The sequence below is a fragment of the Hydrogenophaga sp. GW823-FHT04C09 genome (genome assembly GCF_058796355.1).
In genome coordinates this window covers 75,431-89,866 of record NZ_JBXAIO010000001.1, presented here as the reverse complement: position 1 = coordinate 89,866, position 14,436 = coordinate 75,431, and the positions used below count along the sequence as shown (strand labels likewise).

The window sequence follows — 14,436 nt, the reverse complement described above, 5'->3', positions numbered from 1 at the left end:
AACACGCAGGAGACCGATCCACCATGCAGATGACCCAGGCCCTGGCACGCGCCGTGCAGACCCGGCGCCACCACACCGCCACGATTTTCGCGGGCCGCCAACGCAACTGGGCCGAGGTGGGCGAGCGCGTGCCGCGCGCCGCCGCCGCGTTCCGCGCCCTGGGCCTGCGGCCCGGCGACCGGCTCGGCATCCTCGCGCTCAACAGCGACAACTACATCGAGATCTTCTTCGCCGCCGCCTGGGCCAACGTGGTGCTGGTGCCGCTGAACACGCGCTGGGCCGTGCCCGAGAACATCTACACCCTGGGCGACGCGCAGTGCCAGGCCTTGATCGTGGACGACGCCTTCGTGGCCCAGGTGCCGCAGCTGCTCGCGGGCCACGCGATGGCGCACGTGATCCACGCGGGGGAGGGCGCCACGCCCGAGGGCATGCAGGGCTACGAAGCCCTGATCGCCACCACGCCGCCCATGGCCGACGAATGCGGCAAGGACGACGAGCTCTGCGGCATCTACTACACCGGCGGCACCACCGGCCACCCCAAGGGCGTGATGCTCTCGCACAAGAACTTCATCTCGGCCTCGGTGAACTGGATCGCCACGCTGCACTTCAGCGAGGACACGGTCTACATGCACTCGGCCGGCCTGTTCCACCTGGCCGGCTGCTCGCCGGCCATCGCGCTCACGCTGGCCGGCGGCACCCACGTGTGCCTGCCCAAGTTCGACGCCGTGCTGGCCTTCGAGGCCATCCAGACGCACCAGGTGAACTACTGCCTGTTCGTGCCGACCATGGTGAACATGATGATCAACCACCCGGACTTCGCCCGCTACGACCTCACCAGCGTGCGCTACTGCGAGTACGGCGCCTCGCCCATGCCGGTGCCGGTGCTGGCCGCCGCCATGGAGAAGCTGCCCACGTGGGAGTTCATCCAGGGCTATGGCATGACCGAGTCGGCCGCGCTCACCGTGAGCCTGCCCTGGCGCTACCACTTCGACCAGCCCGGCATGCCCAGCAAGCGCCTGGCCGCCGGCCGCGCCGCCTACGGGGTGGACGTGCGCATCGTGGACGAGGACGGCCAGGAAGTCCCGCGCGGCACCCACGGCGAAATCGCGGTGCGCGGCGCGCAGGTGATGATCGGCTACTGGCGCAAGCCCGAGGCCACCGCCGCCGCGCTGCGCCAAGGCTGGCTGCACACCGGTGACGCGGCCTACATGGACGAGGATGGTTTCGTCTACATCGTCGACCGTGTGAAGGACATGATCATCAGCGGCGGCGAGAACATCTACTCGCGCGAGGTCGAGAACGCGGTGCACGCGCACCCGGCGGTGCGCGACTGCGCCGTGATCGGCATCCCCAACGCGGAGTGGGGCGAGTCGGTGCACGCGGTGGTGGTGCTCAAGGACGGGCAGAGCGCCAGCGCGAAGGAGATCATCGACCACTGCCGCACGCTGATCGCGGGCTACAAGGTGCCGCGCTCGGTGGACTTCAGCGACGCGCTGCCGCTCTCGGGCGCGGGCAAGATCATGAAGAACGTGCTGCGCGAGCCGTTCTGGCGCGGCAAGAGCAAGTCGGTGAACTGAGTGAGCGGGCGGCCTCAGCCGCCGCCGCCGCGAAAGCCGTCGAGGAACAGGGCCGAGATGCGCTCGGCCAGCTCGGCGGGCGTGATCGGGCCGTCGCGCTCGTACCAGGTGAAGGTCCAGATCACCATGCCGAACAGCAGCAGGGCGTAGGGCGAGTTCACCTCGGCGCGCGCCATGCGGGCGGGGTTGATCTCGCGCAGCAGGCCCACCATGAGCTGCATCAGTTCCTGCTCCAGCTGGCGCACGTCCTCGCGCTGCACCGGCGGCAGGAACTTGATGTCGTTCATCAGCACCAGGTGGTGGTGGCGCGACTTCGCCCCTTCCTGCACGAACGAGGCCACGAAGCGCTGGAAGCGCTCCGCCGCCGGGCGCGGCTCGCGCGCGATGGCCGAGAGCTCGGCCACCTGCCCGGTGATGTGCTCCTTCACGATCGCGTAGAGCAGGTCTTCCTTGCTCGCGAAGTAGTGGTACAGGTGCGATTTCGAGGCGCCGCACGCGGCGGCCACGTCGCTCATGGTCGCGTGGTCGAAGCCTTTCTGCGCGATCAGCGCGACCGCGCTGTCGAGGATGACCTGCTTCTTGAGCTCGTAGTCGTTGGCCCGCACGCGCGTCATCTGGAATGCCCCCTGGGCCGGGTGGTGACCTGTTGCATGTTCCTCTGTTCCCTTTTATATTTAGACCGACGAGACGGACTATAAGCCCAATGCCCCAGGCACACCATAGGGAAAGCATGGATCACACAGAAGAGACATTGATCGTCATCGGCGCGGGCCACGCCGGTGTGGAACTGGCCTTCGCCGCGCGCCAGCAGGGCTGGGCCGGCCCCATCGTGCTGCTGGGCGAAGAGCCGCACCTGCCGTACCACCGGCCGCCGCTCTCCAAGGCCTTTCTCTGCGGCACGGCCGACGCGGCCTCGCTCGCGCTGCGCCAGGCCACGGCCTTCGACACCGCGGCTATCACGCTGCGGCTGGGCACGAAGGTGCGCGCCATTCACCGCGCCGCGCACCAGGTGCTGCTGGCCGACGGCAGCGCGCTGGCCTACAGCAGGCTCGCGCTGTGCACCGGCGGCCGGGCGCGCGCGCTCGAGGTGCCGGGCCTGGAGGGCGCGCCGCCGCCCAACCTGTTCAGCCTGCGCACGCAGGCCGATGCGCTGGCGATCGCCGGGGCGGTGCGCGAAGGCGCGCGCGTGGTCATCATCGGCGCGGGTTATGTGGGCCTGGAGGTCGCGGCCTCGGCGCGCAAGCTCGGCGCGGGCGTGACGGTGCTCGAATCGCAGCCGCGCGTGCTCGCGCGGGTGACCGGCGCCACGCTCTCCAGCTTCTACGAATCGGTGCACCGCGAGGCCGGCGTGGACCTGCGCACCAATGCCTCGGTGCGCGCGATCGAGCGCGATGCCACCGGCGCGGTGAGCGCCGTGCTCTGCGGCGACGGCGAACGCCTGCCGGCCGACGTGGTGATCGTGGGCATTGGCATGTTGGCCGACACGGCATTGGCCGAAGCGGCGGGCCTGCGCGTGGAGGGAGGCATCGTGGTGGACGCGCACTCGGTCACCTCCGATCCTCACATCGTCGCGGCCGGCGACTGCACGGTGCACGACAGCGCGCTCTACGGCCGGCGCGTGCGCCTGGAGTCGGTGCCCAACGCGCTGGAGCAGGCGCGCTCGGCTGCCGGTTGGCTGTGCGGCAAGCCCCGGCCCAACCACGCGGTGCCGTGGTTCTGGTCCGACCAGTACGACCTGAAGCTGCAGATGACCGGCCTGGCCGACGGGCACGACCAGTGCGTGGTGCGCGGCTCCTTCGTGGACCACAGCTTCTGCGCTTTCTACCTGCGCGAGGGCCGCCTGATCGCGGTCGACGCCGTCAACCGGCCGGCCGATTTCATGCTCGCCAAGAAGGCCGTGGCGGCCGGCGTGCAGGCCGATCCCCTGGCCCTGGCCGACACCGGCATCCCCCTGAAAGAGCTGCTGGCGACCGCCGCGCCGGCCTAGGGTTTGTCCTAGGGCGCGCGACAGGTCACCACCCCATAATCGCCCCAATCAAAGACCGACGCGACGGACTAATTATCAAATCCCGACCGCCTTCGCCGATACCGCAACGACCTCGAGACACACACAGCCCCATGTCGCTTCCATCCACCGCCGCCGCCCCGCCCCCGGGGACGGCGCCCGCCCAGGCCTCCGTGCTGGCGGTTCACAACATCCAGATCGTCTATGGCGGCGCCATCGAGGCGGTGCGCGACGTCTCGCTGGAAGTGCAGGCCGGCCAGATCGTGGCGCTGCTCGGTTCCAACGGCGCGGGCAAGTCGACCGTGCTCAAGGCCATCTCGGCCGTGCTCGATGCCGAGGACGGCGAGATCGAGAAGGGCTCGATCCAGCTCTTCGGCCAGCACATCGAAAAAGCCGCCGCGCCCGAGATCGTGCGCCGGGGCCTGGTGCAGGTGCCCGAAGGCCGGCGCCTGTTCGCCACGCTCACGGTGGAAGAAAACCTGCTGGTCGGCGCGCACCTGCAGAGCCGCCAGGTGCTGGACGAGGAGCGCGAGAACGTGTTCCGCCTGTTCCCGCGCCTGCTGGAAAAACGCGGTGTGATCGCGGGCTACCTCTCGGGTGGCGAGCAGCAGATGGTGGCGATCGGCCGCGCGCTCATGAGCCGGCCCAAGGTGCTCGCGCTCGACGAGCCCTCGCTGGGCCTGGCGCCGCTGATCGTCTCCGAGATCTTCTCGGCCATCGAAACCCTGCGCGACCAGAACGGCCTGACCATCCTGCTGGTGGAGCAGAACGCCACGCGCGCGCTGGCGATCGCCGACTACGCCTACATCATGGAAAACGGCCGCGTGGTGCTCGACGGCACCAGCGAGGCCCTGCGCCGCAACGCCGACGTGCGCGAGTTCTACCTCGGCCTGAGCGCGGCCCAGGGCCGCACCAGCATGCGCGATGTCAAACACTACAAGCGCCGCAAGAGGTGGCTGTCATGAGCGAACCTATTCTCGACGTGCGCGGCGCGACGAAAAAATTCGGCGGCGTCACCGCGGTCAACAACGTGAGCCTGCGCGTGATGCCGGGCGAGATCGTCAGCCTGATCGGCCCCAACGGCGCGGGCAAGACCACCACCTTCAACCTGATCAGCGGCGTGCTCGACCTCAGCGCCGGTCAGGTGTTCTTCCAGGGCCAGGACACGGCGCGCCTGCGCTCGTCCGACTACGCGCGCGCCGGCATCGGCCGCACCTTCCAGAACCTGGCGCTGTTCAAGCACGGCACGGTGGTGGAGAACCTGCTCACCGGCCGCCATGTGCACTTCAACTACACGGTGCTGGAGTCGCTGATGTTCTGGGGCCGGCCCCGCCGCGAGGAAATCGCGGCGCGGCGCAAGGTCGAGGAAATCATCGAGTTCCTGGAGATCGAGGAACTGCGCGACAAGCCGGTCTCGCAACTGGCCTACGGCCAGCAGAAGCGCGTGGAGCTCGGGCGGGCGCTGGCCTGCGAGCCCAGCCTGCTGCTGCTCGACGAGATCGTCGCGGGCATGAACCGCGAGGAGAAAGAGGACATCGCGCGTTTCACGCTCGACATCCGGGACGAATTCGGGGTGGCGGTGCTGATGATCGAACACGACATGCAGGTGGTGATGGACCTGTCGGACCGCGTCTACGTGCTGGACTTCGGCATGCTGATCGCCGAAGGCACACCGGCCGAGGTGGCCGCCAACCCGGCGGTGCTGCAGGCCTACCTGGGCGGGGAGGCGGCACATGCTTGACCACAACCAGCTCATTCGCGGCGAGACCACGCTGCCCGGCCTGCTGCGCCAGCGCGCGCAGGAGCGCGGCGCCCAGGTGGCGCTGCGCGAGAAGATCCACGGCATCTGGCAGGGCCGCACCTGGCTCGAGTACTACCAGGCCGCGCGCCGCGTCGCGCACGGCCTCACCAAGCTCGGCTTGCAACGCGGCGACCGCATCATCATCGCGGCCGAGGACGTGCCCGAGTGGTTCTACGCCGACCTGGGCGCGCAGATGATCGGCGTGCAGGTGGTCGGCATCTACCCCACCAACCCCTGGGCCGAGGTGCAGTACATCGCCGGCCACTGCCAGGCCAAGCTGGCGGTGACGGGCGACCAGGAGCAGACCGACAAGGTGCTCGACGCGATGCGCGAAGGCCCCGGCCTGCCGCACCTGCGGCACATCTTCTGTGTGGACATGAAGGGCCTGCGCCGCTACGAGCCCGGCCGTCCGCACGCGTTCACGCACCTGCTCGAACTCGGCGACCAGCTGGTGGCCGAAGACCCGCTGGCCGAGCAGCGGCTGGACGGGCAGATCGACGCCCTGGTGCCCGACGACGTCAACATCCTGGTCTACACCTCCGGCACCACCGGCCCGCCCAAGGGCGCGATGCTCACGCACCGCAACTTCGTCTACGGCGCCTACGCCTACATGGTGGCGCGCCAGATGGCGGACAAGCCCTTCGAGTCGGTCTGCTACCTGCCGCTGTGCCACGTGGCCGAGCGCACCTACTCCACGGTGCAGCACCTGATCTCGGGCGGCTGCATCAACTTCGCGGAGTCGGTCGACACCGTGGCCACCAACATCCGCGAGATCGGCCCGACCTTCTTCCTGGGCGTGCCGCGCATCTGGGAAAAGCTGCAGCAGGGCTTCGAATTCCGCATGAAGGACAGCGGGCGCGCGCAGCGCTGGCTCTACCGGGTGGGCATGAAGCGCGGGCGCGCGCTGTCGGACCGGCGCGCCGAACACGGCCACCTCCAGGGCCTGGGCGACCGGCTCGAGTTCGGCTTCTGGTACCTGCTGCTGTTCCGCAACATGCAGCGCCACATGGGCCTGAACCGCACGCACACCCGCATGTGCGGCGGTGCCTCGGTCTCGCCCGAGACGCTGAAGTTCTTCGACATCATCGGCCTGCCGGTGGGGCAGGGCTACGGCCTCACCGAGGCCGGCGGCCTGGCCTTCGTGCAAGTGCCGGGGCGGCCCTTCATCCGCGGCAGCTGCGGCCCCGCCATGGAAGGCGTGGAGTGGCGGCTGGGTGACGACAAGGAAGTCTTCGTGCGCTCGCCCGGCGTGTTCAAGGGCTACCTGTTCGACGACAAGGGCACGGCCGACATCCTCTCGGCCGACGGCTGGATCGCCACCGGCGACATCGTGGAGCAACACGGCGAGGGCGAGATCGCGGTGGTGGACCGCAAGAAGGCCATCATCATCACCAGTGGCGGCAAGAACATCGCGCCTTCGGAGATCGAGAACGCGATCAAGGACAGCCCTTACGTGCGCGAAGCCATCGTGGTGGGGGAGGGCAAGAAGTTCCTCGGCGGCCTGCTGCAGATCGACTTCGACACCGTGGGCCGCTGGGCCGCCGAGCGCGACCTGCAGTACACGACCTACAAGTCGCTCACCCTGCTGCCCGAAGTCATCGAGCTGGTGCAGGGCGTGATCGACGAGGTCAACTCGCGCTTCGCCCGCGTGGAGAACGTGCGCAGGTTCGTGCTGCTCGAAAAGGAGCTCGACCACGACGACGGCGAGCTCACCGCGACGCAGAAGGTGCGCCGGGGCCTCATCAACAAGAAGTTCGCTCGCGAGCTCGAGATCATCTATGGGAGCGCGCCATGAACTACTTCATTGAACTGCTGGTCTCCGGCCTCGCGGTCGGCGCGATCTACGGCCTGGTGGCCATGGGCTTCGCCGTGATCTACAAGGCCACCGGCATCGTCAACTTCGCCCAGGGCGAGATGGGCATGCTCAGCGCCTACACCACCTGGTCGCTGGCGACCATGCTGGGCACCGGCAGCCTGGCCACGGTGGCGCTGGCCATCGTGGTCGGCGCGGTGCTGGGCCTGCTGTGCGAGCGCCTGATCATGCGGCCCATGCTGGGCGAGCCGGTGCTCTCGGTGGTGCTGGTCACGGTCGGCCTGGCGGTGGTGCTGCGCTCCATCGTCACCATCGTCTGGGGCGCCTCGCCGCACAAGTTCGAGGTGGCGGGCGCGGACGACCTCGTGAGCCTGGGCGGCATCGGCCTGCGCGTGAGCCAGCTCGGCGTGCTCGGTGCCCTGGTGCTGGCGGTGGCGGGCTTCTGGTACTTCCTGGGCCACAGCCGCTTCGGCGTGGCGATGCGCGCCGTGGCCGCCGACGAGAAGACGGCGCGCCTCATGGGCGTGTCCACCGCGCGCGTGCAGGCCGTGGCCTGGGCTTCGGCATCGGCGCTGGCGGGCCTGGCCGGCGCGCTGTTCGCGGTGATCTACGGCCTCACGCCCACGATCTACGAACTCGGCCTCAAGGCCTTCCCGGCCACGGTGCTGGGCGGCTTCGACTCGGTGCTGGGCTCGGGCGTGAGCGGTCTGATCATCGGCGTGCTCGAGAACATGACGGGTGGCTACCTGTCGAGTTCCCTCAAGGAAATCGCGGGCTTCATGCTGATCCTCGTGGTGCTCATGGTGCGGCCCTTCGGGCTGTTTGGCGAAAAACGAATCGAGAGAGTCTGATGCGCAGCGGATATTTCAAGGAGCACTACAGCGGGCTGGTCGTCCTGACGGACTCGCCCGCGGTGAAAGCCTGGGTCGCGGTCCTGATGGTGGCGCTGATCGCGGCGCCCTTCCTGCTGGGCAACTTCGCGCTCTCGCACGTGACCATCATCCTGTTCACCCTGATCGGGGTGCTGGGCCTGACGGTGCTCACCGGGTTCGCGGGCCTGATCTCACTGGGCCACGTGGGCTTTCTGATGCTGGGGGCGTACTCGTACGCCATCGGCGTCACGCGCCTGGGCCTGCCACCCGAACTGGCGCTGCTGGCGGCGGCCGTGGTGCCGGCCTTCTTCGGCCTGCTGGTGGGCCTGCCTTCGCTGCGCCTGCACGGCCTGTACCTGGCGATCACCACGCTGGCCTTCAGCCACATCGTGGCCACCGCCATCCTGGCCGGCGGCAAGTTCACCGGGGCAGGGCGGGGCATCATGGTGATGCGGCCGACGATGTTCGGCTTCGACCTCTCCAGCGACCGCGCCTTCTACTGGTTCTGCCTCTTCATGTGCACGCTGGCCGTGCTGGTCACGCTCAACCTGCGCCGCTCGGTGCTGGGCCGGGCGCTGGTGGCGCTGCGCGACAACGACATCGCCGCGCGCACCATGGGCATCAACCTGGTGCGCTACAAGCTGCTGGCTTTTCTTATCAGCGCCGCGCTCACCGGCGTGGCCGGCGCCATCATGGGCATGTACCTGAGCATCGTCAGCGTCGAAGCGTTCCCCTTCCTGCTGTCCATCGAGGCGCTGGCCATCATCATCGTCGGCGGCCTGGGCTCGGTGCTCGGCGCGGTGCTGGGCACGGTCTTCATCGTGACGCTGCCCGAGGTCTTCAGCTCGCTGGTGCAACTGCTGGGCGGGCGCCTGCAGGACGTGATGACCACCAGCGCGCACGAGGTCAAGAGCGTGCTCTACGGCCTGGCCATCATCGGTTTTCTGCGCTTCGACCCACGCGGCCTGCGCGGCATCTGGCACGACATCCGCCACACCTGGGTGTTCTGGCCCTTGCGTTACTGACCTGACCCTCTCACCCCAACCACCGGAGACAACACCATGATGAAAAAGCACAGCCTCACCCAACTCGCGGCGCTCGCGCTGCTCACCGCTGGCGCCTGCGCCACCGCCCAGGCCCAGCAGCAGGGCGTGACCGACACCGAGATCGTGCTCGGCGACATCCTGCCCCTGACCGGCCCGCCCGCGCTGCTGGGCGTGGCGCACAACCTGGGCGTGAAGGCGGCCATCGCCGAAGCCAACGCCGCCGGCGGCATCCACGGCCGCAAGCTGCGCCTGATCTCCGAAGACGACGGTTACGTGCCCTCGCGCACCATCCAGGGTGTGCGCAAGCTGATCAACAGCGACAAGGTGTTCGCGCTGACCTCGGTTTCCGGCACGGCCCAGGCCCAGGCCGCGATGCCGCTGATCCAGCAGGCCGGCCTGCCGGCGATGGCGCCCATCACCACCTACGAAGGCCTGTACAAGCCGACCATCAAGAACGTGTTCGCGGTGGGCTACGACATGTCCAACGCGGTGGAGGAGCTGGCCGCGCGCATGGCCGACCGGTACCCGGGCAAGAAGTGGGCCCTGATCTCGCAGGACGACGACTACGGCGAGAACGTGCGCGACGGTTTCGAGCGCGCGACCAAGGCGAAGAAGCTGCAGGTGGTGTCGACCCAGATCTACAAGAAGGGCCAGACCGATTTTTCGTCGGAGATCCTGAAGGTGAAGCAGTCCGGTGCCGAGATCCTGCTGGCCGGTGGTGTGCTGGGCGAGAACGTGACCATGGTGAAGGAGCTGGAGCGCATCAACCACAAGATTCCGGTGGGTGTGACGTATGTGTCGCGTGTGCCGGCGAGTGCGAAGTTGATGGGGGCCGCGGCGGAGAATGTGTACACGGTGGACTATGTGTACCTGGAGAGTTCGCCGCAGGGCAAGGCGTTCACCGACAAGATCAGCAAGCACCTGAGTCCGGAGGAGATGGGGCGCGTGAACCGCTACACCTACACCGGTTATTCGGCCACGCGGGCTTTGTTCGATGCGATGGGGCGTTGTGGCAAGGCGCTGACCTGGGATTGCACGAATGCCGAGTTGGCCAAGGTGAACAACCTGGATACCGGGGCGATGACGCCCATCGGTTTCACTGCCACCAACCACCTGGCGGCGCCCAAGCTCTTTCTGCTGAAGGCTGATCCGGCGGCTTCTACCTACAAGGCTGTCGAGTAATTTTTCTCGCCTGGGTTGCTCGCCTGGGTTTGCTCGGGGCCGCTGGTGCGGGTGACCGTTCTCCGGCGCTGCTCGCGGGCAGCTGCCCGGGCGCTCACCCGGTGCTTCATCAACACCGGGTGGGCGCGCCCACTCTGTGGCAACCGCGAATGGGCGCCTGCGCCCGGCCACCCGCACCATCGACCCAGTGGCATGGTGGTGGCGCAGGGCAATTCAAGTGGTTGAATTCAAGTTTCATTTGAATGGCATGCCATTCCATCCCTCTCGACGGATGGTGGGGTTCGCGGGCGCAGGCGCCCATTCGCGGTTGCCACGGAGGGTGAGTGAAGGGGTGGTGTTGACGAAGAGGTGAAGGCGGACCCGTGCAGACGCCCGCGAGCAGCGCCGGAGAACGCGGACCACGCCAGCCGTCAGCGCGAGGTCCAGGCAAACAACCACCGAGCACCAAAAAACGGATTCGTCGGATAGGACGATATTCCGAAGCCCTGCGTTTCCTACGATCCCTGCAACTCCCGCACAGCACAAGAGCGGGCCCACAACGATGCCCGCGTGCAAAGACAAAAAAAGCACAGCAGGGCCGCCGACGGAGACCCAGTTGCTCATCCTTCAAATCCTCGTCGCAGGCATCGCGCTAGGCTGCGTCTACGGCCTCATCGCCCTCGGCTTCGTCCTCATCTACAAAGCCACCGAAACCGTCAACTTCGCCCAAGGCGAACTCATGATGCTCGGCGCCTTCATCTGCCTCGCGTGCATGGGCCCCCTCGGCATGCCCTTCTGGCTCGCCGCCATAACAGCAGTGAGCGCGATGGCCCTCGTCGGCCTGGGCCTCGAACGCGCCGTCATCCGCCCCGTGCTCGGCCAACCCGCCTTCTCCATCGTCATGCTCACCATCGGCGTCGGCTACGTCGCGCGCGGCGGCGTCACCATGATCCCCGGCATCGGCACCGACACCCACACCCTCGACGCCCCCTACAAAGGCGAAGCCCTCGAACTCGGCGGCCTCGTGCTCGCCGGCGAACAAGTCCTCATCATCGCCGCCACCGCCGCCCTCTGCGCCGGCCTCTGGCTGCTGTTCCGCTTCACCCGCGTCGGCATCGCCATGCAGGCCTCCTCGCAGAACCAGCTCGCCGCCTACTACATGGGCATCCCGGTCCAGAAACTCAACGGCCTCGTCTGGGCCCTCGCCGCCGCCGTCGCCACCGTCGCCGGCATCCTGCTCGCGCCCATCACCTTCGTGCACGTCAACATGGGCTTCATCGGCCTCAAAGCCTTTCCCGCCGCCATCATCGGCGGCTTCAGCAGCCTGCCCGGCGCCATCGTCGGCGGCCTCGTCATCGGCGTGGTGGAAGCGCTCTCGGGCTTCTTCCTGCCCGAAGGCTTCAAGGACGTGATGCCCTACGTGGTCGTGCTGATCATGCTCGCCGTGCGCCCCACTGGCCTGTTCGGCGAACGCGCCAGAAAAAAAGTCTGAGGCCGGCCCCATGCGTTTCATCTTCAAGACCTCCTACGACCAGGACATCGACCTGGTTCGCCACGAAGGCCAGCGCTTCTGGTACGGCCTGCTGTTCGTGGCCCTGCTGGCCGCGCCCTGGCTGCTGCCCGATTACTGGCTCGCGCAGCTCACCTTCGTCTTCATCTACGCCATCGTCGCCGTCGGCCTCATGCTGCTGGCCGGCTTCACCGGGCAGTTCTCCATCGGCCACGCCGCCTTCATGGGCGTGGGGGCCTACACCGAAGCCTGGCTGGCCGCGCGCGGCTGGCCCTTCCCGGTCTCGCTGGCCTGCGCCATGGGCCTGTCGGCGGCGGTGGGCGTGATCGTCGGCCTGCCGGCGCTGCGCGTCAAAGGCATGTACCTCGGCATCGCCACGCTGTCCTTCGGCTTCATCGTCGAAGAGGTGCTGGCGCGCTGGGAGTCGGTCACCGGCGGCAGCGCGGGCCAGAGCGTCAAGCCCATGGCCCTGTTCGGCTGGACCTTCGACTCGGACCGCGCCTTCTACTTCGTCTGCCTGGTCTGCATGGTGCTCAGCACGCTGGCCGTGCTCAACCTGCTGCGCGCGCCCACCGGCCGCGCCTTCGTCGCCATTCGCGACTCCGAGGTCTCGGCGCAGAGCATGGGCATCCACCTGGCGCGCTACAAGTCGCTCTCCTTCGCCATCTCGGCCGCGCTCGCCGGCCTGGGCGGCGCGCTGTACGCGCACAAGATGACCTTCATCTCGCCCGACCAATTCAACCTCGTGCAGTCCATCGACCTGCTGCTCATGGTGGTCATCGGCGGCCTGGGCTCGATGCACGGGGCCTTCTTCGGCGCCATCTTCCTGATCGGCGCGCCGCAGGTGATCGCGCTGTTCAAGGACCTGCTGCCGCCCGCCATCGGCCAGGCCACCGGCCTGCAGGCCGTGGTCTACGGCCTGGTGCTGATCGCCTTCGTGATGTTCGAGCCCATGGGCATCCACGGCCGCTGGCTGAAGATCCGCACCTGGCTGGAGCTGTATCCGTTCTACCGGCGCGGCATGTTCAAGCGCCAGAAGAGCTTCCAGAAATCGGAGCGGCTGAAATGAGCGACAACGAGTTCCTGCTGTCGGCCCGCAATCTGAGCGTGCGCTTCGGCGGCGTGCTGGCGGTGAACAACGTGAGCTTCGATGTGAAGCGCGGCGAGGTCTTCACGCTGATCGGCCCCAACGGCGCCGGCAAGACCACGGTGTTCAACCTGATCAGCCGCATCTACACCCCCACCTCGGGCACGCTGGCCTTCGACGGCCAGGCGCTGAATGCGGTGCCGCCGCACGAGGTGGCCTTGCTGGGCATCGCGCGCACCTTCCAGAACATCGAGCTGTTCGAGCACGCGACCGTGCTGCAGAACCTGCTGATCGGCCGCCACATCCGGCGCCGCACCTCGGTCTGGCGCGAAGCGCTGTTCGGCCCCGGCGTGCGCGCGGCCGAGCGGGAGACCCGTGCCAAGGTGGAGGAGGTGATCGAGATGCTGGACCTGCAGCACCACCGGGACTCGCTGGTGGCGGGCCTGCCCTACGGCGTGCGCAAGGTGGTCGAGCTGGCGCGCGCGCTGTGCATGTCGCCGAAGCTGCTGCTGCTGGACGAACCCTCGTCGGGCCTGAACAGCGAGGAAACCGGCGACATGGCGTTCTGGATCCAGGACATCGTGCGCGACCTGGGCATCACGGTGCTGATGGTCGAGCACGACATGGGCCTGGTCTCGCGCGTGTCCGACCGGGTGCTCGCGATGAACCAGGGCGAGGTGATCGCGCTGGGCGCGCCGGCCGAGGTGCAGTCGCACCCGGCGGTGGTGGAGGCCTACCTGGGCAGCGTGGACGACGTGGCCTCGCTGCGCCGGCCGGCGGAGGTGTCAGCATGAGCGAACCCGTTCTCACCCTGAACAACGTGGAAAGCGCCTACGGCCCGGTGAAGGCGGTGCGCGGCGTGAGCCTGAGCGTGCACGCCGGGCGCATCGTCACCGTGCTGGGCTCCAACGGCGCGGGCAAGACCACCATTCTCAAGACCATCAGCGGCATCCTCGATCCGCGCAAGGGCAGCATCCGCTTCGAGGGCGAGGACATCACCGCCGCCGACCCCACGCACGTGGTGCGCCGCGGCCTGGTGCACGTGCCCGAAGGGCGCGAGGTGTTCCCGCTGCTCTCGGTGCGCGACAACCTGCTGATGGGCGCCTACACCCGCAGCGACCGCGACGGCATCGCGCGCGACATGGAGACCGTGTTCGGCTACTTCCCGATCCTCAAGGACCGCGCCGCGCAGGACGCCGGCCTGCTTTCCGGCGGCCAGCAGCAGATGCTGGCGATCGCGCGCGCCATCCTCGCCGGCCCCAAGCTCATCCTGCTCGACGAGCCCAGCCTGGGCCTGAGCCCGAAGCTCACCAAGGACATCTTCGAGATCGTGGTGCGCATCAACCGCGAGCGCGGCACCACCATCCTGCTGGTGGAGCAGAACGCCAACATGGCCCTCAACGTGGCCGACCACGGCTTCGTGCTGGAGAACGGCCGCATCGTGATGGACGACAGCTGCGAGAACCTGCGCGAGAAGGACGACATCAAGGAGTTCTACCTCGGCATGAAGGAAACCGGTGCGCGCGGCGAGCGGCGCTGGAAGAAAAAGAAGAACTGGCGGTAA

The 14,436-nt window shown here is 67.9% G+C and carries 13 protein-coding genes; 12 read left to right on the top strand and 1 reads right to left on the bottom strand.

The window, feature by feature from the left end:
* Positions 1-23 precede the first annotated feature (23 nt).
* A complete protein-coding gene (locus AC1Q9M_RS00470) occupies positions 24-1,577 on the top strand; it encodes an acyl-CoA synthetase (protein WP_492431883.1) in 1,554 nt (517 codons plus the stop codon).
* Between the two features lie 14 nt (positions 1,578-1,591).
* Here AC1Q9M_RS00470 and AC1Q9M_RS00465 read toward each other — a convergent pair whose 3' ends face one another.
* On the bottom strand, positions 1,592-2,191 hold the full coding sequence (locus tag AC1Q9M_RS00465; RefSeq protein WP_492431881.1) for a TetR/AcrR family transcriptional regulator: 600 nt from the start codon (positions 2,189-2,191) through the stop codon (positions 1,592-1,594).
* Positions 2,192-2,307: 116 nt separating this feature from the next.
* Between AC1Q9M_RS00465 and AC1Q9M_RS00460 the strand changes: the two genes are divergently transcribed.
* The 11 genes from AC1Q9M_RS00460 (at position 2,308) to AC1Q9M_RS00410 (ending at position 14,436) form a co-directional block, all read left to right on the top strand.
* Positions 2,308-3,564, top strand: coding sequence for an NAD(P)/FAD-dependent oxidoreductase (locus AC1Q9M_RS00460; protein WP_492431879.1), 1,257 nt, complete (start codon positions 2,308-2,310; stop codon positions 3,562-3,564).
* Positions 3,565-3,695: 131 nt separating this feature from the next.
* Complete coding sequence (locus AC1Q9M_RS00455) at positions 3,696-4,547, top strand: ABC transporter ATP-binding protein (RefSeq protein ID WP_382326693.1); 852 nt, start codon at positions 3,696-3,698, stop codon at positions 4,545-4,547.
* The gene (locus AC1Q9M_RS00450; protein WP_492431877.1) at positions 4,544-5,323 is read left to right on the top strand and encodes an ABC transporter ATP-binding protein; all 780 of its coding nucleotides are present in this window, start codon (positions 4,544-4,546) and stop codon (positions 5,321-5,323) included. Before AC1Q9M_RS00455 ends, AC1Q9M_RS00450 begins: the two co-directional genes overlap by 4 nt.
* Positions 5,316-7,178 carry an AMP-dependent synthetase/ligase gene (locus AC1Q9M_RS00445; RefSeq protein ID WP_382326691.1) on the top strand — a complete coding sequence of 621 codons (1,863 nt, stop codon included), beginning with the start codon at positions 5,316-5,318 and terminating at the stop codon, positions 7,176-7,178. Before AC1Q9M_RS00450 ends, AC1Q9M_RS00445 begins: the two co-directional genes overlap by 8 nt.
* On the top strand, positions 7,175-8,047 hold the full coding sequence (locus AC1Q9M_RS00440) for a branched-chain amino acid ABC transporter permease (RefSeq protein ID WP_382324781.1): 873 nt from the start codon (positions 7,175-7,177) through the stop codon (positions 8,045-8,047). Before AC1Q9M_RS00445 ends, AC1Q9M_RS00440 begins: the two co-directional genes overlap by 4 nt.
* Complete coding sequence (locus tag AC1Q9M_RS00435) at positions 8,047-9,093, top strand: branched-chain amino acid ABC transporter permease (RefSeq protein ID WP_444686552.1); 1,047 nt, start codon at positions 8,047-8,049, stop codon at positions 9,091-9,093. Before AC1Q9M_RS00440 ends, AC1Q9M_RS00435 begins: the two co-directional genes overlap by 1 nt.
* A 36-nt stretch (positions 9,094-9,129) precedes the next feature.
* Positions 9,130-10,296, top strand: a complete 1,167-nt coding sequence (locus AC1Q9M_RS00430; RefSeq protein WP_382324785.1) for an ABC transporter substrate-binding protein — start codon at positions 9,130-9,132, stop codon at positions 10,294-10,296.
* 595 nt (positions 10,297-10,891) lie between these two features.
* Positions 10,892-11,767 carry a branched-chain amino acid ABC transporter permease gene (locus tag AC1Q9M_RS00425; RefSeq protein ID WP_382158026.1) on the top strand — a complete coding sequence of 292 codons (876 nt, stop codon included), beginning with the start codon at positions 10,892-10,894 and terminating at the stop codon, positions 11,765-11,767.
* Between the two features lie 10 nt (positions 11,768-11,777).
* Positions 11,778-12,854, top strand: a complete 1,077-nt coding sequence (locus AC1Q9M_RS00420; RefSeq protein ID WP_492431874.1) for a branched-chain amino acid ABC transporter permease — start codon at positions 11,778-11,780, stop codon at positions 12,852-12,854.
* Positions 12,851-13,666: an ABC transporter ATP-binding protein gene (locus AC1Q9M_RS00415; protein ID WP_492431872.1), complete on the top strand. Its 816-nt coding sequence runs from the start codon at positions 12,851-12,853 to the stop codon at positions 13,664-13,666. The genes AC1Q9M_RS00420 and AC1Q9M_RS00415 overlap by 4 nt, the downstream gene beginning before the upstream one ends.
* Entirely contained in the window at positions 13,663-14,436 is a 774-nt protein-coding gene (locus AC1Q9M_RS00410; RefSeq protein WP_492431870.1) for an ABC transporter ATP-binding protein, read from the top strand. The genes AC1Q9M_RS00415 and AC1Q9M_RS00410 overlap by 4 nt, the downstream gene beginning before the upstream one ends.

Bases quoted from the DNA above. Each gene is read 5' to 3' on its own strand.
- AC1Q9M_RS00470 (WP_492431883.1), top strand. From the start codon at position 24: ATGCAGATGACCCAGGCCCTGGCACGCGCCGTGCAGACCCGGCGCCAC.
- AC1Q9M_RS00440 (WP_382324781.1), top strand. From the start codon at position 7,175: ATGAACTACTTCATTGAACTGCTGGTCTCCGGCCTCGCGGTCGGCGCG.
- AC1Q9M_RS00410 (WP_492431870.1), top strand. From the start codon at position 13,663: ATGAGCGAACCCGTTCTCACCCTGAACAACGTGGAAAGCGCCTACGGC.
- AC1Q9M_RS00450 (WP_492431877.1), top strand. From the start codon at position 4,544: ATGAGCGAACCTATTCTCGACGTGCGCGGCGCGACGAAAAAATTCGGC.
- AC1Q9M_RS00465 (WP_492431881.1), bottom strand. From the start codon at position 2,191: ATGACGCGCGTGCGGGCCAACGACTACGAGCTCAAGAAGCAGGTCATC.
- AC1Q9M_RS00455 (WP_382326693.1), top strand. From the start codon at position 3,696: ATGTCGCTTCCATCCACCGCCGCCGCCCCGCCCCCGGGGACGGCGCCC.
- AC1Q9M_RS00430 (WP_382324785.1), top strand. From the start codon at position 9,130: ATGATGAAAAAGCACAGCCTCACCCAACTCGCGGCGCTCGCGCTGCTC.
- AC1Q9M_RS00420 (WP_492431874.1), top strand. From the start codon at position 11,778: ATGCGTTTCATCTTCAAGACCTCCTACGACCAGGACATCGACCTGGTT.
- AC1Q9M_RS00460 (WP_492431879.1), top strand. From the start codon at position 2,308: ATGGATCACACAGAAGAGACATTGATCGTCATCGGCGCGGGCCACGCC.
- AC1Q9M_RS00445 (WP_382326691.1), top strand. From the start codon at position 5,316: ATGCTTGACCACAACCAGCTCATTCGCGGCGAGACCACGCTGCCCGGC.
- AC1Q9M_RS00435 (WP_444686552.1), top strand. From the start codon at position 8,047: ATGCGCAGCGGATATTTCAAGGAGCACTACAGCGGGCTGGTCGTCCTG.
- AC1Q9M_RS00415 (WP_492431872.1), top strand. From the start codon at position 12,851: ATGAGCGACAACGAGTTCCTGCTGTCGGCCCGCAATCTGAGCGTGCGC.